We start from the raw sequence: 23,146 nt of genomic DNA, 5'->3' as shown, positions 1-23,146 counted from the left end.
TCGGCTTTCACATTTGGCGTGGTAGCTAGCATCGCGCGTTCTGACTGGCAATGCTGGCGCCGGCGGCGTACCCCTGCGCGCACCGCCCGGTCACGGATTACCGACACAATGCCGCTTGTTTAGGATGATCGGGCACCAAACAGGAACCGGAAGGAGCAAGACCGAACCGATGGCCCCCAAACGCGCATGGCAACGTATGCTGTCCGGCCGCAGGCTGGACCTGCTGGACCCAACCCCCGTGGATATCGAGATTGCCGACATCGCCCACGGCCTGGCCTTCGTGGCGCGCTGGAACGGGCAGACCCGCGGCGACTATGCCTATTCGGTGGCCGAACATTCGCTGCTGGTGGAAACGCTGTTTTCCCGCATCGCGCCCAGTGCCCCGGTGAAATGGCAATTGGCGGCACTGCTGCATGATGCGCCGGAATATGTCATCGGCGACATGATCTCGCCAGTGAAAGCGGCGGTGGGTTCGGGCTATGGCGCGCTGGATGACCGGCTGACCGCCGCGGTGCATCTGCGCTTTGGCCTGCCCGCGGTGCTGCCCGCCACGATCAAGCGGCAGATCAAGCGTGCCGACAAGGTCAGCGCCTGGATGGAGGCGGTGCAGATTGCCGGATTTTCCGAAGCCGAGGCGACCAAGTTCTTCGGCCGTCCCGATGCCGGGCTGATGGAGGGGCTGACGATCCGCCTGCGGCCGCCGAAAGAGGCGCGCGACGAATTCACCCGCCGCCATGCCGACCTGATGCAGGCGATGGGCTGAGCGGCGCGCGTGAAAATCAGGCTCTAATTTAGCGTGGACTGCGTTTCGCCAATATCCGCTGCAGCGTGCGGCGGTGCATGTTCAGCCGCCGCGCCGTTTCGCTGACATTGCGGTCGCACAGCTCGTAAACCCGCTGGATATGTTCCCAGCGCACTCGGTCGGCGCTCATCGGGTTTTCCGGCGGCGGCGGCAATTCGTCCGACCGCGCCAGCAGCGCATTGGTGATGTCGGTGGCATCGGCGGGTTTCGACAGGTAGTCGGTGGCGCCGATCTTGACCGCCGCCACCGCGGTGGCGATGGCGCCATAGCCGGTCAGCACGACGATCCGGCTGTCCGGGCGTTTTTCGCGCAGCACCTCGACCACGTCCAGCCCGTTGCCATCCTCCAGCCGCAGATCCACCACCGCATAGGCGGGCGGCCGCGCGGTGGCGATGGCGCGGCCAGCGGCCACCGACCCGGCGGTTTCGATCTCGAAGCCGCGTTTTTCCATCGCCTTGGCCAGTCGGCGCAGAAACGGCTCATCGTCATCGACCAGCAGCAGCGTCTTGTCCTGCCCGATTTCGTCCAGGGTCGTATCAGCCATGCCGTGTCCTCCACCGCCCCAGTCCCGGTCGTGAAAGTATGAACAGGCCGGGCGCGGTCGTCAAACTGAGTTGTGTCATACCTTATCCACGAAACAGGCGACCCGCTCGGCCATTTCTTCGGCGCTTGTTTCATGGCGGAAGAAATCGACAAAGCCATGTTCGGGCAGCATCAGGTAGGTAAAGGTGGAGTGATCGACCAGGTAATAGGGGTCATCGCCCGCGCCTTCATGGGACTTGAAATACGTCTTGTAAGCGGTGCTGGCCGCCTTGACCTGTTCCGGCGAACCGGTCAGCCCGATCATCTTGTCATGCAGGTTGCCGGCAAAATCGCCAACCACTTCGGGCGTGTCGCGCTTGGGGTCGACCGTGATGAAGACCGGCGTCACCGACATCCCGCGTTCTTCCAGAAGATCGACCGCATCGGCGGTGCGTGACATGTCCAGCGGGCAGACATCGGGGCAGAAGGTATAGCCGAAATAGATCAGCGTCGGTTCGGTGATCACCTGCTGGTCGGTCACGGTGGCGCCGCTGGCATCGACCAGTTCGAAGGGGCCGCCGATATCGCCGGCCACCTGGCCGGCGGTGCATGTGGCAAAGACATTGTCCGGACGGGCATACAGCGTCCAGATCCAGATACCGGCCAGCAGCGTCAGCAGAAAACCGGCAGCGGCTATGGCATAGATACGTATCATCACCCACACTCCTTCTCGGGCAAGGCAGTTGATTGCGCCCGTTCGGAGACCTATCAACGGGAACAGCGGATGCAACTGACATAGGGTCGCAATGCCCGAGGCCAACAGCGCCCTTCTTCACGGCCAGGAGCGCAGCAACTGGATCCGGCTGCGCACGCTGATCCTGCTGCGCTGGGTGGCCATCGCCGGCCAGCTGGCGGCGATCACCGTCGCCCAGCGCATGTACAGCCTGCAGCTGGAGGTCGGGCTGTGCTATCTCGCCATCGGCGTTTCGGTCACCGGCAACCTGATCGCGATATTTGTCTTTCCGGAAAACAAGCGCCTGACCGAGCCGGAAAACTTCCTGATGGTGCTGTTCGACCTGCTGCAGCTGGCCTTCCTGCTGTACCTGACCGGCGGTCTGCACAACCCCTTTGCCATGCTGCTGCTGGGGCCGGTGACGATTTCAGCCAGCGTGCTTGGGCTGCGATCAACGCTGATTATCGGCGGCACGGCGATTATCCTGGTGACCTTGCTGGCGAATTATCACCTGCCTTTGCGCACCGATCAGGGGTTTATCCTGCGGGTGCCCGATATCTTCGTCTTTGGCAACTGGGCGGCGATCACCATCGCCACCGTGTTCATGGGCGCCTATTCGCGCCGGGTCAGTTCCGAAATGCATTCGATGTCCGAGGCACTGGCAGCAACCCAGATGGCGCTGGCCCGCGAACAGAAGCTGACCGATCTGGGCGGCGTGGTGGCGGCGGCGGCGCATGAACTGGGCACGCCGCTGGCCACGATCAAGCTGACCAGTTCGGAGCTGATCGAAGAGCTGGACGACCGGCCCGACCTGCGCGAAGACGCGGCGCTGATCCGCGAACAGGCCGACCGCTGCCGCGACATCCTGCGCGACATGGGCCGCGCCGGGAAAGACGACCTGCACCTGCGCCAGGCGCCGTTAATCGCGGTGATCAACGAGGCCGCGGAACCGCATCGCGACCGCGGCAAGATCATCCTGATCGAAGAAGGCCCGGCCAAGGGTGGGCGCCAGCAGCAGCCCTCGATCCTGCGCAAACCCGAGGTGATCCACGGGCTGCGCAACCTGATCCAGAACGCGGTGGATTTTGCCCGCACCACGGTGTGGATCGAAACGCGGTGGGATGACGAGCGGATCTGGATCCGCATCATGGATGACGGGCGCGGCTTCCCCCCTTACATCCTCGGCCGGATCGGCGACCCGTTCATGCGACGGCGGCGCGGCGAAAGCGAACGCCTGCTGCGCCCGGAATACGAGGGGATGGGGCTGGGTCTGTTCATCGCCAAGACGTTGCTGGAACGGTCGGGCGCCGAACTGCGCTTTGCCAATGGCAGCGACGGCATGGCCCGCGACCGAGACCGCAAAGACTCCGCCCCGCCCGGCGCAATTGTCGAGGTGGTCTGGCGCCGCAAATCCATCGATGCGCGGGCCGACGAAAACGCGATTCCCGCCGGCGCGAACCAGCCAATCAGCATCTGAGCTGCATCTTGCAGCGATTAACAGGCCGTTAACCAATTCAAGGAAAACTCCCCACTGGGAACGCGCCTTGAGTTGAGGAAATTTGTGGTGATCGGACTTTTCGAATGGATTCTTCTAAGTTTTATTTGCTTTGCTGCGGCCCTGGGTGCCGTAACGCTTTTGACGCTGGGCAACCGCAGGAAACCGGATGCGCCGCCACCACAGCCGCCGCTGATCGAGGATGACCAGACCTGGCTGTTCGACGGCGCGCAGCTGATACAAGCGACGCCATCGTCACGCCATCAGGCGGGCGCTGGGGAACTGCCGGACAGCTGGGACTCGCTGCGTTCCGCGCTGGTGGCGCGGTTTCCCGACTTTCCCGACAGCCAGGACCAGGTTTCAACCAGCCGCGGGCTTCGCCTGACGGCAAAAACGCCGGGCGATCCCGGCGTTTTGGAATTCGAATGGCTGGACAGCCTGCTGCGGGTCCGGCTGATCGATGATCGCCGGCGCAAGATCGAAGCCAACCTGACCCGCGCGCTGCGCGACGAACTGGCGAACCTGCGCAACACGGTCAATCGATTGCCCTATCCCATCTGGCGCACCGATGACGCGGGCCAGGTGACGTGGAGCAACGCCGCCTATAACCGGCTGGGTCGCGAGATGCATCGCGAGGGCGAGGTGCAGGCGCCGCTGTTCCCCACCCCTGCCCTGATGCCGGAACGGGATTCGACCCGTCGGGTCGCCGCTGGCAGACCCGACGCCGGCCCCAAAAGGTGGTTCGATGTCACCGCGATCCCTGACGAACACGGGCGGCTTTATTTCGCCACCAATGTCGACGCGGTGATCGAGGCCGAAAACGCCCAGCGCAATTTCGTGCAGACCCTGGCCAAGACCTTTGCGCAGCTTTCGATCGGGTTGGCGATTTTCGACCGTAGGCGGCAACTGGCCCTGTTCAATCCGGCGCTGGTGGATCTGACCGCGCTGCCGGCCGAGTTCCTCAGCGCGCGACCCACCTTGCTGACCTTTTTCGACCGGCTGCGCGACCAGCGGATCATGCCGGAGCCGAAAAATTACAGCTCGTGGCGCCACCAGATGGCCGATCTGGTCGCTGCGGCCTCGGACGGGCGCTATCACGAGACCTGGTCGCTGCCATCGGGCTCGGTGTTTTCGGTCAGCGGGCGGCCGCATCCCGACGGCGCCATTGCCTTCCTGATCGAGGATATCACCGCCGAAATCACTTTGACCCGGCGCTTCCGTTCCGACCTGGAACAGGGCCAGGCGATTCTGGACCGGCTGGACGATGCCATCGCGGTGTTTTCGGCCGATGGCCACCTAACGGTGACCAATGCCGCCTATCGCAAGCTGTGGTCGGTCGATCCGGAGATGTCCTTTGCCGAAACCTCGGTGATCGAGGCGACCCGCTGCTGGCAGAAGAAATGCCGCGCCTCGCCGGTCTGGGGCGAAATCCGCGATTTTGTCGAGCTGCGCGAAAACCGCAGCGACTGGTGGGCGCAAGTTCAGTTGAAATCCGGTGAATCGCTGGCCTGCCACGTTCATCCGATTCAAAGCGGTGCCGCCATGGTGGTATTCTCGCGGATCACCACCGATGTAATGGCCAGCGCGATGATGCAGCCGCATCTGGATCAGCCCGCCGAATCGCGGCTGATGGCGGGGCGCTGAACCCGCTTGCACCGGGCAAGGGCCAGCGCCATTGTGGCCGGATGATCCGGCCACCGCTGACCCTTTCGCTGACCTGTGCCGATGCCAGCGCCCGTTTCGCCGCCCAGTTGGGCGCGCGGCTGGCGCCTGGCGACTGCCTGCTGCTGTCCGGCCCGATCGGCGCGGGCAAGACCCATATCTGCCGCCACCTGATCCAGTCGCTGCTGGACCACCCCGAGGATGTGCCCTCGCCCACCTTCACCCTGGTGCAGACCTACGCCACCCGCGCGGGCGAGCTGTGGCATGCCGATCTGTATCGCTTGACCCATGCCGGCGAGGTGGACGAGCTGGGCCTGTTCGAGGCCTTCGACCACGCCATCTGCCTGGTGGAATGGCCCGACCGCCTGGGGGGCGATGCCCCCGCCGATGCGCTGACGGTTGCACTTGCCGCCGATCCGGGAAATGACGATAGCCGTATTGCAACGCTCACTTGGACCGCGCCGAAATGGGCCGAAAAACTGGACCCTTTTGCCGATGACTGACCGTGCCGCCCTGGCCAACCATTTCCTTGCCGGCACGCGCTGGGCCTCGGCGCGCCGCGCGCCGCTGGCCGGCGATGCCTCGAACCGCCGATACGAACGGCTGCACCTGCCGGGTGGCGAAACCGCGGTTCTGATGGATGCCCCGCCGGAGAAGGGCGAGGATGTGCGCCCCTTCGTGCGCATCGCCCGGCATCTGCATGGGCTGGGCCTGAGTGCGCCGGAGATCTTCGCTGAAGACAGCGAGCAGGGCTTTTTGCTGATCGAGGATCTGGGCGATGACCTGTATTCGCGGGTGATCCCGCGCCAGCCCGAACTGGAACGCCGCCTTTACGAGGCCGCCACCGATGTTCTGGTGCTGTTGCGCGACGCACCGATGCCGCGGCTGGAGCCCTATGGCGCCGGCCGAATGACTGAACTGGCGACGCTGGCCTTCAGCAAGTACCGCGATCCGGTGATCGGCCGCCCCGATGCCGAGGCGCAGCGCCGCTTTGCCGACCGGTTCGAAGATGTGCTGATCCAGACCACCGGCGGTATTGCCCCGGTTCTGGCACAGCGCGACTATCACGCCGACAACCTGCTGTGGCTGCCGGCGCGCCAGGGGGTTGCGCGGGTCGGGTTGCTGGATTTCCAGGACGCGATGGCGGCGCATCCGGCCTATGACCTTGTCTCGCTGTTGCAGGATGTGCGCCGCGACGTGCCCGCCGCGATCGAGGCGGCGATGATCGACCGCTATATTACCGCCACCGGCGTGGACGACCACCTGTTCCGCACCGCTTACATGGTGCTGGGCGCCCAGCGCGGGCTGCGCATTCTCGGCGTGTTCGGCCGGTTGGGCCGGGACTATGGCAAACCGCATTACGTCGACATGATCCCCAAGGTCTGGGATACGGTGGTGCGCAACCTGGAACATCCCGCCCTGGCCCCGGTGGCCGACCTGGTGTTGAACAGCTTGCCCAAGCCGGCGCCGCGCGTGCTGGAGGCGCTGAAACAGCCATGTTAGACACTGTAATGCTGTTCGCCGCCGGGTTCGGCACCCGCATGGGCGTACTGACCCGCGACCGGCCCAAGCCGCTGATCGAGGTGGCGGGCCAGCCGCTGATCGACCATGCGCTGGAACTGGTCGAGGCGGCAGGCGTGCCCAACCGGGTTGCGAACCTGCATTACAAGGCCGAGATGCTGGCCGCGCATCTGCAACCGCGTGGCGTAAATCTGTCGCTGGAGTCGCCGCAGATCCTCGATACCGGCGGCGGGCTGAAGGCGGCGCTGCCGCTGACCGGGCCGGGGCCACTGTTCACCATGAACACCGATGTAATCTGGTCGGGACCCAACCCGCTGGATCTGCTGCGCGCGACCTGGCAGCCCGACAGCATGGATGCGCTGCTGATGTGTGTCCCTCTGGAGAACACCATCGGCCGCAAGGCGCCGGGTGATTTTGCGCTGGACCGCGCCGGGAAGATCACGCGCGGCGGCGATCTGGTTTATGGCGGGTTGCAGATCCTGAAAACCCAAGACGTGGCCCGTCATGACGAGACGGTGTTTTCCCTGAACGCGATCTGGGACGTTCTGGCGGCGCGCGGTCGGCTGTTTGGCGCGGTCTATCCCGGACGCTGGTGCGATATCGGCCATCCCGAGGGGATCAGGCTGGCCGAAGCCCTGTTGTCCGAGCCGCATGTTTGACCCGTCGGACACGCCGCGCGTTTTTGCGCTGCCGCCGGGGGTGGATTTCCCCGCTCAGCTGATTGCCGGGCTGACCGCGCGGCTGGACGGGCAACCGCCCGAGGCGCTGGCGCGGGCCCATCTGGTGGTGAACACGCGGCGCATGGCGCGGCGCATCCGCGATATCTTCGACGCCGGGCCGCCGCGGCTGTTGCCGCGGATTTCGCTGGTGACCGACCCGGTCGACAACTGGCAAACCGCGGCAATCCCGCCGGCGGTGCCGCCGCTGCGCCGCCGCCTGGAACTGGCGCAGCTGGTCACCCGCCTGCTGGAGGCGCAGCCGGATCTGGCCGCAAGGTCCAGCGCTTATGGCCTGGCCGACAGCCTTGCCACCCTGATGGACGAGATGCAGGCCGAAGGTGTCGGCACCCAGACCATTCGCGATCTGGACGTGTCGGACATGTCCGGCCACTGGGCGCGGGCGCAGAATTTTATCGGCATCGTCGATGACTATCTGGGCGGCGATCAGGCCAAGCGCGATGTGCAGGCGCGGCAACGCGCGATTGTCGAGGCGCTGATCGCGTGCTGGGAAACCGATCCGCCGGAACATCCGGTGATCGTGGCCGGCTCCACCGGTTCGCGCGGGACCACGCTGATGCTGCTTCAGGCGGTGGCGCGGCTGCCGCAGGGGGCGGTTGTGCTGCCCGGTTTCGATTTCGACCAGCCCGACAGCGTCTGGCAGGATATGGGCGATGCGCTGGTGTCGGAGGATCATCCGCAATTCCGGTTTTCGCGGATCATGCAGGCGCTGAACCTTGCGCCCGGCGATATCCGCCCCTGGACCGGGGCCGCGCCCCCCTCGCCCGCGCGCAATCGGCTGATTTCGCTTGCGCTGCGCCCGGCACCGTTTACCGATGCCTGGCTGGAGGAAGGGCCGACCCTGTCCGGTATCTCCGAGGCCACGCGCGACCTGACGCTGGTCGAGGCGCCGGGCCCGAGGGAAGAGGCGCTGGCGATCGCGCTACGGCTGCGCCAGGCGGCCGAGGACGGGCAGACCGCGGCGCTGATCACGCCGGACCGGATGCTGTCGCGGCGGGTGACTGCGGCGCTGGACCGATGGGGCCTTGTGCCCGATGACAGCGCCGGGCAACCGCTGCAACTTTCGCCGCCGGGCCGGTTTCTGCGTCATGTCGCGCAGCTGTTCACCCAGCAGCTGAGCGCCGAGCGGTTGGTGACGCTGCTGAAACATCCGCTGTGTCACAGCGGCGGGGGCCGGGGCGAGCATCTGCGCCACACCCGCGATCTCGAGCTGCGGCTGCGGCGCAAGGGGCCGCCGTTTCCCGATACCGACAGCCTGGCGGTATGGCGCGCCGAACAGGATCCGCCGCCGCCCGAGGACTGGACCCGCTGGCTGGCCGACACGTTCTGCGGCCAGGAGGTTTCCGGCCCCCTGCCCCTGGCCGAGTGGACCGCCCGTCTGCGCCGCGTTGCCGAGGCGATCGCCGCCGGCAGCACCGCGCCGGGCAGCGGAGCGCTATGGGAACGCAATGCCGGGCAAAAGGCGCTGTCTCTACTTGTTAGTCTCGAATCCGAGGCCGCGCATGGCGGCAGGATGACGGCGCACGACTTTGGCGACCTGCTGGGTTCGCTGCTGTCCGAGGATGAGGGTGTCACCGACCGCGACGCGCCGCATCCCGATATTCTGATCTGGGGCACGCTGGAGGCGCGGGTGCAGGGCGCCGACCTGCTGATCCTGGGCGGGTTGAACGAAGGCACCTGGCCCGAGGCCGCCCGCCCCGACCCCTGGTTGAACCGACGGCTGCGGCTGGAAGCCGGGTTGTTGCTGCCGGAACGGCGCATCGGCCTTTCGGCGCATGATTTCCAGCAGGCCGCCGCCGCGCCCGAGGTCTGGCTGACCCGGCCGGAACGGTCGGACGAGGCAGAAACGGTGGCCTCGCGCTGGCTGAACCGGCTGACCAACCTGTTGACCGGCCTGCCCGAGGGCGCTCCGGCGCTGGCGCAAATGCGCCAGCGCGGCGCATATTGGCTGGACCTGGCCGAAGCGCTGGAAGACGCGCCCGTGCTGCCTCCTGCGCCGCGCCCGTCGCCCCGCCCGCCAATCTCCGCGCGGCCAAGGCAATTGTCGGTGACCGAGATCAAGCGGCTGATCCGCGATCCCTACGCGATCTATGCCAAACATGTGCTGGGCCTGTCGCCGCTGAATCCGCTGGCGCGCGAACCCGACGCGCTGCTGCGGGGCATCGTGATCCACGGCATCCTGGAAACCTATATCAAGGACATCACCAGCACCCCTTCCCTGCTGTCCACGCCGGAATTCCTGCAGCGCTGCCGCGCGATGCTGGAGGCCGAGGTGCCCTGGCCAATGGCACGGCGGCTGTGGCTGGCGCGGCTGGCCAAGGTGGCCGACGGTTTCGTTGCCTCCGAGGCACAGCGCCAGGCGATTGCCCGGCCGGTGGAATATGAAGCCACCGCCAGGTTGTCGCTGAGCCCGCTGGACTTCACCATCACCGGCCGCGCCGACCGGATCGACCGCGACGAAACCGGCGCGCTGCATATCTACGACTACAAGACCGGCCGCGCGCCTTCGGCCAAGGAACAGGCCGCGTTCGACAAGCAATTGCTGATCGAAACCGCCATCGCCGAACAGGGCGGATTCACCACGCTGGACGCCGCCCCGGTGGCCCGCGCCCTGTTCCTGAGCCTCGGCAGCAGCATGACCGAGGTCGCCGCGCCGATCGAGACCGAGCCACCGGCCAAGGTGCTGGCCGAATTGCGCAAGCTGATCGGGCGCTATTTCGACGCCGCCCAGGGCTTTACGGCGCGCCGCGCGGTGCAGAAAGACGCCGATACCGGCGATTACGACCATCTGGCGCGGTTCGGCGAATGGGACCGCAGCACCGTTGCCACGCCGGAGGATCTGGAATGAGCCGCGACGCCGCCAGCGAACGCCAGGTTCAGGCCGCGCGCCCGGACAGTTCCACCTGGCTGGCCGCCAATGCCGGCTCGGGCAAGACCCGGGTGCTGACCGACCGGGTGGCGCGTCTGCTGCTGGCCGGGGTCGAGCCGCAGAACATCCTGTGCCTGACCTATACCAAGGCCGCCGCCAGCGAGATGCAGAACCGGCTGTTCAAACGGCTGGGCGAATGGGCGATGCTGGACGATGCCGCCCTGGCGCGCGCGCTGGACCAGCTGGGCGCGGAAGGCGCGATCGATGCTGCGCGCATGCGCCATGCCCGTACCCTGTTTGCCCGTGCGATCGAGGCGCCGGGCGGGTTGAAAATCCAGACCATCCATTCCTTCTGCGCCTCGCTGCTGCGCCGCTTTCCGCTGGAGGCCGGGGTCAGCCCCAATTTTGCCGAGATGGAAGACCGGGCCGCCCGGTTGCTGCGTGCCGAGATCCTGGAAGATTTTGCCGCCGGTCCGCAGGCCCGACTGATCGACGGCATCGCGCGCTATGTATCGGATTCCACGCTGGAGGATCTGCTGCAGGCCATCCTGGGCCAGCGCGAGGCCTTCCGCACCGCGCTGGATCTGCCCGATCTGCTGACCCATTTCGGGTTGCCGTCGGATTTTGACGAAGACAAGTTGGCGGCCGAGGTGTTTCTGGGCGGCGAGCTCTGCCTGCTGGGCGATCTGGCCACGGCGCTGAAATCGGGGGGCAAAACCGATCAGGCCGCTGCCGCCACCCTGGGGTCGATCACCGCTGCCGATGCCGGGGCGCTGCCGGTTCTGGAAAACGTGTTCCTGACCGGGCCGGGGGCAAAAGAACCGTTTTCGGTTAAGATAGGGTCTTTTCCCACCAAGGCGCTGCGCATCGCCCATGCCGACCTGATGGCCAAGATCGAACCGCTGATGCTGCGCGTCGAGGCCGCCCGCCCGCGCCGGATCGGGCTGATGGCGGCACGCAAGGCGCAGGCGCTGCATGCCTTTGCCGGGGCTTTCCTGCCGGAATACGAGCGCCGCAAGCAATTGCGCGGCTGGCTGGATTTCGACGACCAGATCCTGAAGGCACGGCAGCTGCTGTCGGCGCCGGCGGTGGCCGCCTGGGTGCTGTTCCGGCTGGATGGCGGGATCGATCATATCCTGGTGGACGAGGCGCAGGATACCAGCCCGGAACAATGGGACGTGATCGAAAAGCTGACCCAGGAATTCACCAGCGGCGAGGGCGCGCGGCCGGATGTCGAGCGCACCATCTTCGTCGTCGGCGACAAGAAACAGTCGATCTATTCCTTCCAGGGCGCCGACCCGGATGCGTTTGACCGGATGCAGGCCGAATTCGGCCAGCGGCTGACCGCCTCGGGCCAGCACCTGGAATCGACCGAGTTGGAACATTCCTTCCGCTCCTCCGCCACCATACTGGGGCTGGTCGACCTGGTGTTCGAAGGGCGCGGCGCTGCCGGATTCGGCGGCGGCAAACATATCGCCTTCAAATCCGACCTTCCCGGCCGGGTGGATCTGTGGCCGCTGGTGCCCAAGGTCGAAGACGAGGAAGACGGCCACTGGACCGACCCGGTCGACCGGCCCAGCCCCCGGCATCATACGGTGATCCTGGCCGAACAGATCGCCGCCGCGATCAAGCAGATGATCGCCAGCGCCACGCTGCCCGACGAACAGAACGGCAAGCTGATCCGCCGTCCGGTGCGCGCCGGCGACGTGATGATCCTGGTACAGCGCCGGTCAGACCTGTTCGCCGAGATCATCCGTGCCTGCAAAGCCGCGGGATTGCCTATTGCCGGCGCCGACCGGTTGAAGGTTGGCGCCGAACTGGCGGTCAAGGATCTGGGTGCGCTGCTGCGGTTTCTCGCCACGCCCGAGGATGACCTGTCGCTGGCCGCCGCGCTGAAATCGCCGCTGTTCAGCTGGAGCGAGAAACAGCTGTTCCAGCTGGCCCAGGGGCGGGGGCGCAGCTATCTGTGGCAGGCACTGCGCGAAGACGAGGCGCAGCATCCCGAAACCGTCGCCATGCTGCACGATCTGCGCAATCAAACCGATTTCCTGCGCCCCTTCGACTTGATCGAACGGGTGCTGACCCGCCACGACGGCCGCCGCCGCCTGCTGGGCCGGCTGGGAACCGAGGCGCAGGACGGCATCGATGCGCTGCTGGCGCAGGCGCTGGCCTATGAAAAGTCGGATATTCCCAGCCTCACCGGCTTTCTCACCTGGATGGAGACCGACGATTTCGAGATCAAACGCCAGATGGGCAGCGCCGGCGACATGATCCGGGTGATGACGGTGCATGGCTCCAAGGGGCTGGAATCGCCCATCGTCATCCTGCCCGACACCGGCAAGCGGCAGGTGCGCGGGGCGGGCGAGATCATGGTGTCCGGCGAAGTGCCGGTCTGGCGCCCCGCCGCCGCCGAAATGCCCGAACAGCTGGCTGCGCTGCGCGATGCGGCGCGCGAACGCGATCTGAATGAACGGCAACGACTGCTCTATGTGGCTCTGACACGGGCGGAAAAGTGGCTGATCGTGGCCGCGGCGGGTGATCTGGACAAGCAGGGCGAAGATTGGTTCCAGACCGTCGGCCGCGCGATGGAACGCGCCGGCGCGGTGCCTCGTGCCTTTCCGGGCGGCGAGGGGCTGACGCTGGAACATCCCGACTGGTCGGTGCCGCCGATTGAAACCGAAGAACGCCCGGTGCGGGCCGGCGCCAATCTGCCCACCTTGTTCAACCGCCCCGCGCCGCTGCCGGTGCATCTGCCCGATGTGCTGTCGCCGTCGAACCTGGGTGGCGCCAAGGCGATGCCGGGTGCCGCCGGTGAAGAGGAAGAACTGGCCAAGGCGCGCGGCACCCGCATTCACCAGCTTCTGGAACATCTGCCCCTGTTGCCGGAATCCGAATGGGGCGCCGCCACGGCGATAATTCTGGGCGATACCACGCAGGCCGAGCGCGACCTGGCCCGGGCCGAGGCGCAATCCGTGCTGACCACAGCGGCGCTGGCGCCGCTATTCGGTGCCGAGGCCCTGGCCGAGGTGCCGATCACCGCGCAGATCGGCGCGCGGCGCATCCAAGGGGTGATCGACCGGCTGATCATCACCGAAGCTGAGGTGCTGGCCGTCGATTTCAAATCGAACGCCACGGTGCCCGCTGCGCCGGCGGAGTGCCCCGAAGGCCTGCTGCGGCAGATGGGCGCCTATGCCCGTGCATTGGAACAGATTTATCCCGACCATGCGGTAAAAACCGCCATTCTGTGGACCAAAACGGCAGCACTTATGTCACTTCCGCACGATCTTGTGACAGCTGCCTTGGGTCGCACACCACATCTTGACGCCGGGCCGATCGGTTCCTAGGTTCCCAAACCTGACGCACCCTTGCAGGAGACATCCCAATGTCCACAGTTGCCGTAACTGACGCGACATTCGACGCCGAAGTTAAGAATTCAGACATCCCCGTCGTGGTCGATTTCTGGGCCGAATGGTGCGGCCCATGTAAACAGATTGGCCCGGCGCTGGAAGAACTGTCCAAGGAATACGAAGGCAAGATCAAGGTTGCCAAGGTGGACGTGGACAGCAACCCGAACTCGGCCGCCGCCATGGGTGTGCGCGGCATTCCCGCGCTGTTCATCTTCAAGGATGGCCAGGTGGTGTCCAACCGCGCCGGCGCAGCGCCCAAGGCCGCGCTGCAAAGCTGGATCGATGAATCCATCTAAATTCCTGTTGAAAAACGGAAATTTGGGGCGTCCCGGCTGGGACGCCCTTTTTCTTTCCGGCCTCGCGCCCTTGTGCCTTTGGAGCAAGACCGCCATATAGCCCCGCAGATGCGTGGAGGTAGCATGAGCAAGGACGAATTTCCCGGCTGGCACGGCACGACCATCATCGGCGTGAAAAAGGACGGCGAGGTGGTGATCGCCGGGGATGGCCAGGTGTCGCTGGGCCAGACCGTGATCAAGGGCACCGCCCGCAAGGTTCGCCGGCTGTCGCCCGGTGGTTTTGAGGTGGTGGCCGGATTCGCCGGTTCCACCGCCGATGCCTTTGCCTTGCTGGAGCGGCTGGAAGGCAAGCTGGAATCCGCGCCCGGCCAGTTGGCCCGCGCCTGTGTCGAGCTGGCCAAGGACTGGCGCACCGACAAGTACCTGCAAAAGCTGGAAGCGATGCTGATCGTCTCGGATGGGTCCGAGATATTCGTGATCACCGGCGCCGGCGATGTGCTGGAACCTGAACATAACGTCACCGCCATCGGCTCGGGTGGCAATTATGCGCTGGCAGCCGCCCGCGCGATGATGGACAGCGACAAATCCGCCGAAGACATCGCCCGCGCCGCCATGGCCATCGCCGCCGATATCTGCGTTTACACCAACGGCAACCTGACGGTTGAGAAGATCAGCCGCTAAGGCGTTTTGAGATCTCGCATCGAAGGTCAAAGACGAGATTTGGTTGCCCCAAAGGACATGACATGACCGACCTCACCCCACGCGAAATTGTCAGCGAGCTGGATCGCTATATCATCGGCCAGAAGGACGCCAAGCGCGCGGTTGCCGTGGCGCTGAGGAACCGCTGGCGGCGCAAGCAGCTGTCGGATGACCTGCGCGACGAGGTCTATCCGAAGAACATCCTGATGATCGGGCCCACCGGCGTCGGCAAGACCGAGATTTCCCGCCGCCTGGCCAAACTGGCGCGCGCGCCCTTCATCAAGGTCGAAGCGACAAAGTTCACCGAGGTCGGCTATGTCGGGCGCGATGTCGAACAGATCGTTCGCGATCTGGTCGATAGCGCCATCGCGATGACGCGCGATTATATGCGCGAGGACGTCAAGGCGCAGGCCCATAAGGCGGCCGAGGACCGGGTGATCGAGGCGCTGGCCGGCCAGGACGCCCGTGACGGCACCCGCGAGATGTTCCGCAAAAAGCTGAAGGCCGGCGAACTGGACGATACCATGATCGAGCTGGACCTGGCCGATCATTCCAACCCGATGGCGATGTTCGACATCCCTGGCCAGCCGGGCGCCAATATGGGCATGCTCAATATCGGCGACATGTTCGGCAAGGCCTTTGGCGGCCGCACGGTGAAGCGGCGGATGACGGTGGCTGAAAGCTACGAGGTGCTGATCGGCGAAGAGGCCGACAAGCTGCTGGACGATGAAACCGTGAACCGCGCCGCGCTGGAGGCTGTGGAACAGAACGGCATCGTTTTTCTGGACGAGATCGACAAGGTCTGCGCGCGGGCGGAAACCCGCGGCGGCGATGTCAGTCGCGAGGGGGTGCAGCGTGACCTGCTGCCGCTGATCGAGGGCACCACCGTCAGCACCAAGCACGGGCCGGTCAAAACCGATCATATCCTGTTCATCGCCTCGGGCGCGTTTCACATCGCCAAGCCGTCGGACCTGTTGCCGGAACTGCAGGGGCGGTTGCCGATCCGGGTGAACCTGCGGGCGCTGACCGAGGAAGATTTCGTGCGCATCCTGACCGAGACGGACAATGCGCTGACCCGGCAATATACCGCCCTGATGGGAACCGAGGAGGTTGCAGTCAGCTTTACCGATGACGGCATCGCGGAACTGGCGCGGATCGCCGCCGAGGTGAACCAGACGGTCGAAAATATCGGCGCACGCAGGCTCTACACCGTGATGGAACGGGTGTTCGAAGAGCTGTCCTTTACCGCGCCGGACCGGCCGGGCGAAGCGGTGGTGGTCGATGCGGAATTTGTCAAAACCAATCTGGGTGAACTGACGCAATCGGCCGATCTGAGCCGCTACGTGCTTTAACCCGCGCCGGGCCGGTTGCGACGCAGATAGACGTAAAACGCGCCGCTGCCGCCATGGCGCAGATGCGCGGGGCTGATTTGCAACACCGCCTGGGCCAGCGGCGGCGCGGACAGCCACAGCGGCACTTCGCGCCGGATCACCCCGCGAGGGCGGGGGATTGGCCCGGTCTCGTCGCTTTTTTTGCCCTTGCCGGTGATGACCAGCACCAGCCGCTTCCCCGAAGCCTGCGCCGACAGGATGAACCGGGTCAGCGCCGGATGCGCCTGATCCAGCGTCATGCCATGCAGGTCTATGCGGCCCTCGGGATCCAGCCTGCCGCGTTTCAGCTTGCCGAAAGTCTTGTGATCCATGTTCAGATCATTGGGTTTCGGTGGCGGGGGTTTGCGCGGCGGCGGCGGTGCGGTCAGCCGTGCGGTGACCGGTTTGGTGGGTTTCGGTTTGGGCAGCGGTGCCGGGGCAGGGTGGCTGCCGGGATTCAGGCGTTCTGCCTTTTCCACCACCCGCTGCCACAACTCGATCTCTTCCGCTGTCAACCTGCGTCGGGTCATCAGACCCCGTCCGGCACAAGCGCGTAGGCCCGTTGAATCGGCAACAGCACCACCATGCGGCCGCGATCCCGCAACATACCGGCGGCCTGGCCCGCGGCATCGCCGGTGCCAAAGAAGATGTCGGCCCGCTGCGCGCCCTTGATCGCCGATCCGGTGTCCTGCGCGATCATCAGCCGGCGGATCGGCGTGGCGCCGTCCTTTTCCAGCCAGACCGGGGCACCCAGCGGGGTGAATCCGGGATCGACGGCAATGCTGCGCCCGGCGGTCACCGGTCGGTTCATCGCGCCAAGCGGCCCGTCGCGATCGGTTACGTGTTTGATTTCCCGAAAGAAAACGTAAGAAGGGTTGTGGAACAGCAACTCTTGCCCGGCCTCGGGATTGCGCCGGACCCAATTCTTGATCACCTGGGCGCTGACCTTGTGCAGCGGGTAGATACCGCGCCGCACAAGCTCCACTCCGACCGAGCGATAGGGCTGGCCGTTGGCCCCGCCATAGCCGACGCGCAGGAATTGGCCGTCTTGCAGGCGGATGCGGCCCGAGCCCTGGATCTGGAGGAAGAACAGCTCCACAGGATCTTCGACCCAGGCGATTTCCAATCCGCGATTGGCCAACACGCCGCTGGTCAGGATCTGTTCGCGCGTCAACCAGGGCGCGGCATTGCGCGCCTCGGGCGGCATGCGGAACAAGGGATAGCGGAACCGCGCCGTGGGAAAGCGCGACCCGTCCAGTTCGGGTTCGAAATAGCCGGTGAACAACGCGTCTTTTCCGTCGCGGATCAGGACCGGGCGAAAGAACAGTTCGAAAAAGGCGCGGGCGCTGTCCGGTTTCTGGCTCTGCGCCACGGCGCAGAGCGATTGCCAGTCGGGATCGGGCAGATCCGGGCAGGTATTGACGAAAACCGACAGCGCGGCAGCATGATCGTCGTTATCCCAGCCATCCAGATCCTGAAACTGCAGGATGTCATAGGTGGTTTCGGCCTGCGCCTCTGAACTGGCCATCACCGCGGCGGCCAGCAATGTCGCGCACAGCCGGGCAATCATGCGTCCGTTGCGACAAGCAACCAGTTGGGATCGTTTTCACCCATGACGCGGGAGAAGGTCCAGCTGTCTTTCTGACGCTTGGCCGAGGTGGCGCTGCCTTCGACGATATCGCCGCCCTTGTCGCGCACAACCGAGGTCAACTCGGCAACGAAACGCATGGTGATGTCGGCGCGATTGGTGTCCTTGTCGAAATGCACGTCCTGGATCCGGGTTTCGCGGATGCCGATGAACTCGGCCTCGACCTTCAGGCCCTTGTCTTCACGGGCGGCCACACCATCGACAAAGGCCTCGAACACGTCTTCGGCGAGATAGGGCTGAATCTCGTCCAGCTCGCCACGTTCAAACCCCATCACGATCATCTCATACGCGCCGCGGGCGCCCTGGATGAACTCGGTCACCGAAAAGCTGGGTTCGATCCGCTTCATCGCGGCCAGTTCCTGCGCCGCCTCGCTGTCTTTTTCGACATGGTCGGTGATGTCGGGATCGGGGCCACCTTCGATCACCTCGAACCCGGTGCGCGACGATTTGGCCGAAGGCCCCTTCGGCACCGGCGGTTTTTCGAAACCCTCACGCGTGCCCAAGACGCTTTTCAGGCGCAAAATAAGGAAAATTGCGATGCCGGCCAGCACCAGAAGCTGGATCAATGGCGAATTCATTTGAACCTCTTTGCAGCCCGGGACTTTGTAAGCTTATCCCCGAACTCTTATGTAGGTGACGAGGCAGGCCGAGTCCACCGCTCAGCACCCGATAGGAGTACGTCTTACATGTATCTTTTCCTGGCATTTCTGATGGTGCCAATCGTCGAAATTGCACTTTTTATTCAGGTCGGTAGCTTTATCGGGCTGTGGCCGACGCTGGCCATTGTGGTGCTGACCGCCGTGATCGGCACCTGGCTGGTGCGCACGCAGGGGCGGATCGCGCTGCATCGGCTTCAGCGGTCTTTTTCCGAACTGAACGACCCGACCGAACCGCTGGCACATGGCGCGATGATCCTGGTTTCAGGGATTTTATTGCTGACTCCGGGGTTTTTTACCGATGCGTTGGGCTTTGCCCTGCTGATGCCGCCGGTGCGGGTGGCCGTCTTCCATTTTGTCGCAGCGCGGGTGAAGGTGCAGAGGTTTCAGATGGGAGAACCACCGCGGCGCCAGCCACATCCCGGCGAAGGCGACATCATCGATGGCGATTACGAGGAAGTGCGGCCCAAATCCGGGAAGAAACCCGGCACCTCGGGCTGGGTCGAAGGGCCGCACCGGCATTGAGATGATGGAACCAAGCTGGTAAGCAGCGCGCAAATCAGCTTCCGGGGAGTATCGGACATGTCGGAAAACGGTGCCGTTGACGGCGCGCAACCTGCGCAGCAACCACAGGTTCAGATGAATATTCTGGGGCAGTTCGTGCGCGACCTGTCTTTCGAGAACATCATGGCGCAAAAAGGCGCCACGGGCGAGGTGAACCCGGACATCAGCGTACAGGTCAATCTGGATGCCAAGAAGCGGCAGGCCGAAAACCAGTACGAGGTGATGATCAAGCTGAATGTCGAATCCAAGGCCAAGGAAGGCGGCGAACAGTTCTTCCTGCTTGAGATCGAATATATGGGCGTATTCCGGATTGCCGGTGTCCCGGAAGAGCAGCTGCATCCCTTCCTGCTGATCGAATGCCCGCGGATGCTGTTCCCCTATCTGCGCCGCATCGTCAGCGACGTGACCCGCGATGGCGGCTATCCGCCGCTGAACCTGGAGAATATCGACTTTCTTCAGATCTATCGCGCCGAACTGGCCCGCCGGCAGGCCGCAAAAGCCGAAACACCGACCACCGCCTGATCAACGGCGCTTGGTCTGTCCCGGCCAATGGCCGGGACGTTTCAGCTCAGCCGCGCAGCCACAGCGCGTTGTCTCCCAATGTCTTGACGAAGGCCTCATGCGCCGCCCGTTCATCGGCCGAAATGCGCGGTGGCAATGGGTGTGGCCGGGGGGCCGGGCGCCAATTGTCCTGCACCCCCGCGGCATCGCCGCCGGTGGTTTCGGACAGACCGAAATCGGGCTGCCGGCCGCCGATCAGCTCCAGATAGACATCGGCCAGGATCTCGGAATCGAGCAGGGCGCCGTGCAGGGTGCGCGAGGAATTGTCGATGCCGAAGCGGCGGCACAGCGCGTCGAGCGAGGCGGGCGAGCCGGGAAATTTCTTGCGGGCAATCGCCAGGGTGTCGATGGCACGGTCGAAGGGCAGGGGTGGCAGCTTCATCCATTTTAGTTCGGCATTCAGGAACTTCATGTCGAAGCTGGCATTGTGGATGACCAGTTTGGCGTCGCCGACGAAATCCAGGAAGGCCTGGCCGATCTCGGCGAATTTGGGCTTGTCGGACAGGAATTCGATGCTCAGCCCGTGCACCTCGTAGGCCTCCTGCGGCATGTCGCGCTCGGGATTGATATATTGGTGATAGGTGCGGCCGGTGGCGACGTGATTGTGCAGTTCGACACCGCCAATTTCGACGATCCGGTCGCCAGATTCCGGATCGAATCCGGTGGTTTCGGTGTCGAGCACGATTTCACGCATCAGCCAGTCCCGCCCTGATATCGTCGACCACCTGTCTAACCTGTTTGCGCGCGTGATCCAATGTGTCGGTGATGATGACATAATCGGCGCGCGCGCGCTTTTCCGCATCCGGCATCTGTTTGGACCGGATCATCAGAAACTGGTCGCGGGTCATGGTGTTGCGGGCCAGCACCCGCCGTTCCTGCGTATCGGCATCGACCGAAACACAGGCCACCGCGTCGACATGTTTCTCGCCGCCGGTTTCAAACAACAGCGGGATGTCCAGCACGATGATATCGGCGCTGGCCTGGGCCTTGAACATCTCGCGATCCCGCGCCACCAGCGGGTGCACGATGGCTTCGATGCGTTTCAACGCGGTGGCATCCGCCGCGATGATCTGTTTCAGCGCGTTGCGATCGATGGCGCCCTGGCGCAGCGCATCGGGAAATTCCGCACCCAGCGGCTCAACCGCCGCCCCACCGGCAGAATAGAGCCTGTGCACGGCGGCATCGGCATCCCAGATGGCGCAGCCTTCGTCGGCGAACAGCTTGGCCGTGGTGCTTTTGCCCATGCCGATCGACCCGGTGAGACCGAGGAGAAAGCTCATCCCAGCAGCATCGCGCGGGTTGCGGAATCGGCCTTGGGGCGCTGGCCGAACCAACGTTCGAAGGCGGGGATGGCCTGGTAGATCAACATCCCCAACCCGTCGACCGCGGTACATCCCGCTGCCTCGGCGGCCTGAAGCAGCGGCGTTTTCAACGGCGCATATACCAGATCGGTCACCACCATATGCGGCTGCAACCCGTCGAGCGGCACTCGCAGCGCCGGTTTCCCGGTCATGCCGAGCGCGGTCGAGTTCACCACCAGCGTCGCCTCGTCGATCATATTGCCGGCCTGCACCCAATCGACCACGCGAACGCGTTTGCCGAAATCATCCTTCAGCTTTTCGGCCCGGATGCGAGTGCGGTTGGACAGGATGATTTCCGGCACCCCGGCATCGGCCAAGGAAGCCACCACCGCCCGCGCGGCGCCGCCGGCGCCGAACACCACGGCGGGGCCGGATTTCGGCTGCCAGTGCGGCGCGCCGTTGCGCAGGTTTTCGATAAAGCCATAGCCATCGGTGTTATCGGCGTGGATCTTGCCATCCTTGCGAAAGATCAGTGTGTTGGCCGCCCCGATCAGGGTTGCCCGGTCGGTGATCAGATCGGCGATGCCCATCACCGCCTCTTTATGCGGGACGGTGACGTTGACACCGACAAAGCCGGCCTTGGGCAGGGCGCGTATGACCTCTTCGAGGTTGTGATGGCTGACATCCATGGGAATGTAATGCCCGGCAATGCCAAACTGTTTCAGCCAGTGGCGGTGCAGCCGGGGCGAACGGGAATGGGCGATGGGCGATCCGATGACTCCGGCCAGGGGAATTTTTGCCTCGGTCATGTCTCGATTGCTCCTCTCACCGCCAGGTAATTCAACAGGTCCGTCAGCGGCATACCCAAAACGCTAAAATAATCGCCGTCAATGACCGAGAACAGCCGCACGCCTTCTTCTTCGAGCTTATAGGCGCCCACCGCGTGGCGGATGCTGTCCCAGTTGCGACGGACATAATCCTGCAGATAGGCATCGGAGAGGTCACGCATATGCAGGCGTACCTGGCCGATATGGCGCCAGACGGGGCGGCCGTTTTCGGCGATCACCGCGGCCGAATACAGGCTGTGCCGCTTGCCGCACATCTGGGTCAGCTGGTCAAGCGCCTGATCCGGCGTTTCCGGCTTGGACAGCAGGGTGCCGGCAAAATCGAGCACCTGGTCGCAGCCGATCACCATGGCGCCGGGGTGTTTTTCGCTGATCTTCCTGGCCTTCAGCTCGGCCAGGGCGTCGGCGATGTTGCGGGGCGTCGCCGCCTCGGCCAGCAGGGCATTTTTGACCGCTTCCTCATCAACACGGGGGCGCACGACCTGGGCCGCGACGCGCGCATTGGCAAGCATCTGTGCCCGGATGGCGGAACCGGAGGCGAGAATGATGGGGACAGGCATGGGGATAAGATGACGTAAAACAGCAGAACAGGGTTGGACCCTTTCTAGGAGTTTCCCTGATCTTGGCAAGCTTGTGGTCCAACCCGCATTCCATGCCCAGATTCGCCGGGTTTCATCCTTTCGGGACAAGGATAACCGGAAAGCTGTGCGAAAGACGCCGCGCGCGCGGTTATTCCTGACTTATCCACTGGCTTAAACCGGACTAACCTTCGTTATGTATTTGTTTTAGAACATTTTTCATAGCTTTCCCCGCGGGAGGGAGAAATTTTGTCTACCGGGCGCTTAACTGGGGAAAACAGCGGGAGGGCAGAGTTATCCACGGTTTCACCGCTGCCATCTAAACCATCATCTTTTCTTCTTTCTATATTTATGAATAGAGAGGCACGGGCCCTGGGCGACGCGTGACATGACCGATTTCCTGATTTTCCTTTATCCCTGGACGAAGGCACTGCACATCATGGTGGTGATTGCCTGGATGGCCGGGCTGTTCTACCTGCCCAGGCTGTTCGTCTATCATGCTGAGAAGGGCGAAGTGGCCGAGTTGAGCGCGACCTTCGAGGTGATGGAGCTTCGCCTGCTGCGGGCAATCATGAACCCGGCGATGATAGCCACCTGGCTGTTTGGTCTGGCGCTGGTGTTCACGCCGGGGCTGGTGGACTGGACGGCGGTCTGGCCCTGGACCAAGGGCGCGGCGGTTCTGGCGATGACCTGGTTTCATCACTGGCTGGGCCGGCGGCGCAAGGCCTTTGCCGAAGGGAACAACCAATTGAGCGGGCGCCACTACCGGATGATGAATGAGGTTCCGACGGTTCTGATGATTATCATCGTGATCTCGGTGGTGGTGCGCTTTTAACCGGGATTTGACTCGGGCGGTGTGACTCACTACATACGCTGCCAA

Annotated in this window: 23 protein-coding genes; 14 read left to right on the top strand and 9 right to left on the bottom strand. The window is 64.3% G+C overall.

The genetic code is table 11. From position 1 onward, the window contains the following. The first annotated feature begins 169 nt into the window (after nucleotides 1–169). Nucleotides 170–763, top strand: a complete 594-nt coding sequence (locus CVM52_RS07395; protein WP_100161879.1) for an HD domain-containing protein — start codon at nucleotides 170–172, stop codon at nucleotides 761–763. 28 nt (nucleotides 764–791) lie between these two features. Here CVM52_RS07395 and CVM52_RS07390 read toward each other — a convergent pair whose 3' ends face one another. Continuing rightward, nucleotides 792–1,346, bottom strand: coding sequence for an ActR/PrrA/RegA family redox response regulator transcription factor (locus CVM52_RS07390; protein WP_100161866.1), 555 nt, complete (start codon nucleotides 1,344–1,346; stop codon nucleotides 792–794). A 75-nt stretch (nucleotides 1,347–1,421) separates the two neighbouring features. Further along, nucleotides 1,422–2,039, bottom strand: a complete 618-nt coding sequence (locus CVM52_RS07385) for an SCO family protein (RefSeq protein ID WP_100161865.1) — start codon at nucleotides 2,037–2,039, stop codon at nucleotides 1,422–1,424. A 91-nt stretch (nucleotides 2,040–2,130) separates the two neighbouring features. Between CVM52_RS07385 and regB the strand changes: the two genes are divergently transcribed. The 10 genes from regB (at nucleotide 2,131) to hslU (ending at nucleotide 16,095) form a co-directional block, all read left to right on the top strand. Continuing rightward, nucleotides 2,131–3,534: a sensor histidine kinase RegB gene (gene regB, locus CVM52_RS07380; protein ID WP_100161864.1), complete on the top strand. Its 1,404-nt coding sequence runs from the start codon at nucleotides 2,131–2,133 to the stop codon at nucleotides 3,532–3,534. A gap of 87 nt (nucleotides 3,535–3,621) precedes the next feature. Next, nucleotides 3,622–5,196, top strand: a complete 1,575-nt coding sequence (locus CVM52_RS07375) for a PAS-domain containing protein (RefSeq protein ID WP_240620891.1) — start codon at nucleotides 3,622–3,624, stop codon at nucleotides 5,194–5,196. 41 nt (nucleotides 5,197–5,237) lie between these two features. Further along, nucleotides 5,238–5,717 carry a tRNA (adenosine(37)-N6)-threonylcarbamoyltransferase complex ATPase subunit type 1 TsaE gene (tsaE, locus tag CVM52_RS07370; RefSeq protein ID WP_100161863.1) on the top strand — a complete coding sequence of 160 codons (480 nt, stop codon included), beginning with the start codon at nucleotides 5,238–5,240 and terminating at the stop codon, nucleotides 5,715–5,717. Beyond that, the gene (locus tag CVM52_RS07365) at nucleotides 5,710–6,717 is read left to right on the top strand and encodes an aminoglycoside phosphotransferase family protein (protein WP_100161862.1); all 1,008 of its coding nucleotides are present in this window, start codon (nucleotides 5,710–5,712) and stop codon (nucleotides 6,715–6,717) included. The genes tsaE and CVM52_RS07365 overlap by 8 nt, the downstream gene beginning before the upstream one ends. Next, nucleotides 6,711–7,394 carry a nucleotidyltransferase family protein gene (locus tag CVM52_RS07360; RefSeq protein ID WP_100161861.1) on the top strand — a complete coding sequence of 228 codons (684 nt, stop codon included), beginning with the start codon at nucleotides 6,711–6,713 and terminating at the stop codon, nucleotides 7,392–7,394. Before CVM52_RS07365 ends, CVM52_RS07360 begins: the two co-directional genes overlap by 7 nt. Continuing rightward, nucleotides 7,387–10,320: a double-strand break repair protein AddB gene (gene addB, locus CVM52_RS07355; protein ID WP_100161860.1), complete on the top strand. Its 2,934-nt coding sequence runs from the start codon at nucleotides 7,387–7,389 to the stop codon at nucleotides 10,318–10,320. Before CVM52_RS07360 ends, addB begins: the two co-directional genes overlap by 8 nt. After that, complete coding sequence (gene addA, locus CVM52_RS07350; RefSeq protein WP_100161859.1) at nucleotides 10,317–13,685, top strand: double-strand break repair helicase AddA; 3,369 nt, start codon at nucleotides 10,317–10,319, stop codon at nucleotides 13,683–13,685. Before addB ends, addA begins: the two co-directional genes overlap by 4 nt. Nucleotides 13,686–13,723: 38 nt before the next feature. After that, nucleotides 13,724–14,044: a thioredoxin gene (gene trxA, locus CVM52_RS07345; protein WP_100161858.1), complete on the top strand. Its 321-nt coding sequence runs from the start codon at nucleotides 13,724–13,726 to the stop codon at nucleotides 14,042–14,044. A 123-nt stretch (nucleotides 14,045–14,167) separates the two neighbouring features. After that, on the top strand, nucleotides 14,168–14,725 hold the full coding sequence (gene hslV, locus CVM52_RS07340; RefSeq protein WP_100161857.1) for an ATP-dependent protease subunit HslV: 558 nt from the start codon (nucleotides 14,168–14,170) through the stop codon (nucleotides 14,723–14,725). A 62-nt stretch (nucleotides 14,726–14,787) separates the two neighbouring features. Beyond that, nucleotides 14,788–16,095, top strand: a complete 1,308-nt coding sequence (hslU, locus tag CVM52_RS07335; RefSeq protein ID WP_100161856.1) for an ATP-dependent protease ATPase subunit HslU — start codon at nucleotides 14,788–14,790, stop codon at nucleotides 16,093–16,095. On the opposite strand, the gene CVM52_RS07330 is transcribed toward hslU, so the two are convergent. Genes CVM52_RS07330 through CVM52_RS07320 form a run of 3 tightly spaced genes read right to left on the bottom strand, consistent with a single transcriptional unit; the run spans nucleotide 16,092 to nucleotide 18,339 of the window. Next, a complete protein-coding gene (locus tag CVM52_RS07330) occupies nucleotides 16,092–16,643 on the bottom strand; it encodes a Smr/MutS family protein (RefSeq protein ID WP_100161855.1) in 552 nt (183 codons plus the stop codon). The two genes, hslU and CVM52_RS07330, sit on opposite strands and share 4 nt — an antisense overlap. Beyond that, nucleotides 16,643–17,683, bottom strand: a complete 1,041-nt coding sequence (gene mltA / locus CVM52_RS07325) for a murein transglycosylase A (RefSeq protein ID WP_100161854.1) — start codon at nucleotides 17,681–17,683, stop codon at nucleotides 16,643–16,645. The genes CVM52_RS07330 and mltA overlap by 1 nt, the downstream gene beginning before the upstream one ends. Further along, a complete protein-coding gene (locus CVM52_RS07320) occupies nucleotides 17,680–18,339 on the bottom strand; it encodes a Tim44/TimA family putative adaptor protein (protein ID WP_100161853.1) in 660 nt (219 codons plus the stop codon). The genes mltA and CVM52_RS07320 overlap by 4 nt, the downstream gene beginning before the upstream one ends. Before the next feature lie 108 nt (nucleotides 18,340–18,447). Here CVM52_RS07320 and CVM52_RS07315 point away from each other — a divergent pair, with 108 nt between their 5' ends. Both CVM52_RS07315 and secB read left to right on the top strand, forming a co-directional pair. After that, entirely contained in the window at nucleotides 18,448–18,942 is a 495-nt protein-coding gene (locus CVM52_RS07315; RefSeq protein ID WP_100161852.1) for an FxsA family protein, read from the top strand. A 57-nt stretch (nucleotides 18,943–18,999) separates the two neighbouring features. Beyond that, nucleotides 19,000–19,503: a protein-export chaperone SecB gene (gene secB, locus CVM52_RS07310; protein WP_100161851.1), complete on the top strand. Its 504-nt coding sequence runs from the start codon at nucleotides 19,000–19,002 to the stop codon at nucleotides 19,501–19,503. A gap of 46 nt (nucleotides 19,504–19,549) precedes the next feature. Here the strand turns inward: secB and dnaQ are convergent, their stop codons facing one another. From dnaQ to CVM52_RS07290, 4 genes are read right to left on the bottom strand one after another with little or no spacing between them, the layout of a single operon-like run. After that, nucleotides 19,550–20,236: a DNA polymerase III subunit epsilon gene (gene dnaQ / locus CVM52_RS07305; RefSeq protein WP_100161850.1), complete on the bottom strand. Its 687-nt coding sequence runs from the start codon at nucleotides 20,234–20,236 to the stop codon at nucleotides 19,550–19,552. Beyond that, complete coding sequence (gene coaE, locus CVM52_RS07300) at nucleotides 20,229–20,822, bottom strand: dephospho-CoA kinase (RefSeq protein ID WP_100161849.1); 594 nt, start codon at nucleotides 20,820–20,822, stop codon at nucleotides 20,229–20,231. The genes dnaQ and coaE overlap by 8 nt, the downstream gene beginning before the upstream one ends. Next, nucleotides 20,819–21,652: a shikimate dehydrogenase gene (locus CVM52_RS07295; RefSeq protein ID WP_100161848.1), complete on the bottom strand. Its 834-nt coding sequence runs from the start codon at nucleotides 21,650–21,652 to the stop codon at nucleotides 20,819–20,821. The genes coaE and CVM52_RS07295 overlap by 4 nt, the downstream gene beginning before the upstream one ends. Beyond that, nucleotides 21,649–22,248, bottom strand: coding sequence for a Maf family protein (locus tag CVM52_RS07290; protein ID WP_100161847.1), 600 nt, complete (start codon nucleotides 22,246–22,248; stop codon nucleotides 21,649–21,651). Before CVM52_RS07290 ends, CVM52_RS07295 begins: the two co-directional genes overlap by 4 nt. A 406-nt stretch (nucleotides 22,249–22,654) precedes the next feature. Here CVM52_RS07290 and hemJ point away from each other — a divergent pair, with 406 nt between their 5' ends. Then, a complete protein-coding gene (hemJ, locus tag CVM52_RS07285) occupies nucleotides 22,655–23,101 on the top strand; it encodes a protoporphyrinogen oxidase HemJ (RefSeq protein WP_100161846.1) in 447 nt (148 codons plus the stop codon). Nucleotides 23,102–23,146: the final 45 nt, after the last annotated feature.

Source organism: Pseudooceanicola lipolyticus (assembly GCF_002786325.1).
GTDB lineage: Bacteria > Pseudomonadota > Alphaproteobacteria > Rhodobacterales > Rhodobacteraceae > Pseudooceanicola_C > Pseudooceanicola_C lipolyticus.
This window is presented reverse-complemented; position numbering and strand designations above follow the sequence as displayed.

Bases quoted from the DNA above. Each gene is read 5' to 3' on its own strand.
- CVM52_RS07395 (WP_100161879.1), top strand. From the start codon at position 170: ATGGCCCCCAAACGCGCATGGCAACGTATGCTGTCCGGCCGCAGGCTG.
- CVM52_RS07390 (WP_100161866.1), bottom strand. From the start codon at position 1,346: ATGGCTGATACGACCCTGGACGAAATCGGGCAGGACAAGACGCTGCTG.
- CVM52_RS07385 (WP_100161865.1), bottom strand. From the start codon at position 2,039: ATGATACGTATCTATGCCATAGCCGCTGCCGGTTTTCTGCTGACGCTG.
- regB (WP_100161864.1), top strand. From the start codon at position 2,131: ATGCCCGAGGCCAACAGCGCCCTTCTTCACGGCCAGGAGCGCAGCAAC.
- tsaE (WP_100161863.1), top strand. From the start codon at position 5,238: ATGATCCGGCCACCGCTGACCCTTTCGCTGACCTGTGCCGATGCCAGC.
- CVM52_RS07365 (WP_100161862.1), top strand. From the start codon at position 5,710: ATGACTGACCGTGCCGCCCTGGCCAACCATTTCCTTGCCGGCACGCGC.
- CVM52_RS07360 (WP_100161861.1), top strand. From the start codon at position 6,711: ATGTTAGACACTGTAATGCTGTTCGCCGCCGGGTTCGGCACCCGCATG.
- addB (WP_100161860.1), top strand. From the start codon at position 7,387: ATGTTTGACCCGTCGGACACGCCGCGCGTTTTTGCGCTGCCGCCGGGG.
- addA (WP_100161859.1), top strand. From the start codon at position 10,317: ATGAGCCGCGACGCCGCCAGCGAACGCCAGGTTCAGGCCGCGCGCCCG.
- trxA (WP_100161858.1), top strand. From the start codon at position 13,724: ATGTCCACAGTTGCCGTAACTGACGCGACATTCGACGCCGAAGTTAAG.
- hslV (WP_100161857.1), top strand. From the start codon at position 14,168: ATGAGCAAGGACGAATTTCCCGGCTGGCACGGCACGACCATCATCGGC.
- hslU (WP_100161856.1), top strand. From the start codon at position 14,788: ATGACCGACCTCACCCCACGCGAAATTGTCAGCGAGCTGGATCGCTAT.
- CVM52_RS07330 (WP_100161855.1), bottom strand. From the start codon at position 16,643: ATGACCCGACGCAGGTTGACAGCGGAAGAGATCGAGTTGTGGCAGCGG.
- mltA (WP_100161854.1), bottom strand. From the start codon at position 17,683: ATGATTGCCCGGCTGTGCGCGACATTGCTGGCCGCCGCGGTGATGGCC.
- CVM52_RS07320 (WP_100161853.1), bottom strand. From the start codon at position 18,339: ATGAATTCGCCATTGATCCAGCTTCTGGTGCTGGCCGGCATCGCAATT.
- CVM52_RS07315 (WP_100161852.1), top strand. From the start codon at position 18,448: ATGTATCTTTTCCTGGCATTTCTGATGGTGCCAATCGTCGAAATTGCA.
- secB (WP_100161851.1), top strand. From the start codon at position 19,000: ATGTCGGAAAACGGTGCCGTTGACGGCGCGCAACCTGCGCAGCAACCA.
- dnaQ (WP_100161850.1), bottom strand. From the start codon at position 20,236: ATGCGTGAAATCGTGCTCGACACCGAAACCACCGGATTCGATCCGGAA.
- coaE (WP_100161849.1), bottom strand. From the start codon at position 20,822: ATGAGCTTTCTCCTCGGTCTCACCGGGTCGATCGGCATGGGCAAAAGC.
- CVM52_RS07295 (WP_100161848.1), bottom strand. From the start codon at position 21,652: ATGACCGAGGCAAAAATTCCCCTGGCCGGAGTCATCGGATCGCCCATC.
- CVM52_RS07290 (WP_100161847.1), bottom strand. From the start codon at position 22,248: ATGCCTGTCCCCATCATTCTCGCCTCCGGTTCCGCCATCCGGGCACAG.
- hemJ (WP_100161846.1), top strand. From the start codon at position 22,655: ATGACCGATTTCCTGATTTTCCTTTATCCCTGGACGAAGGCACTGCAC.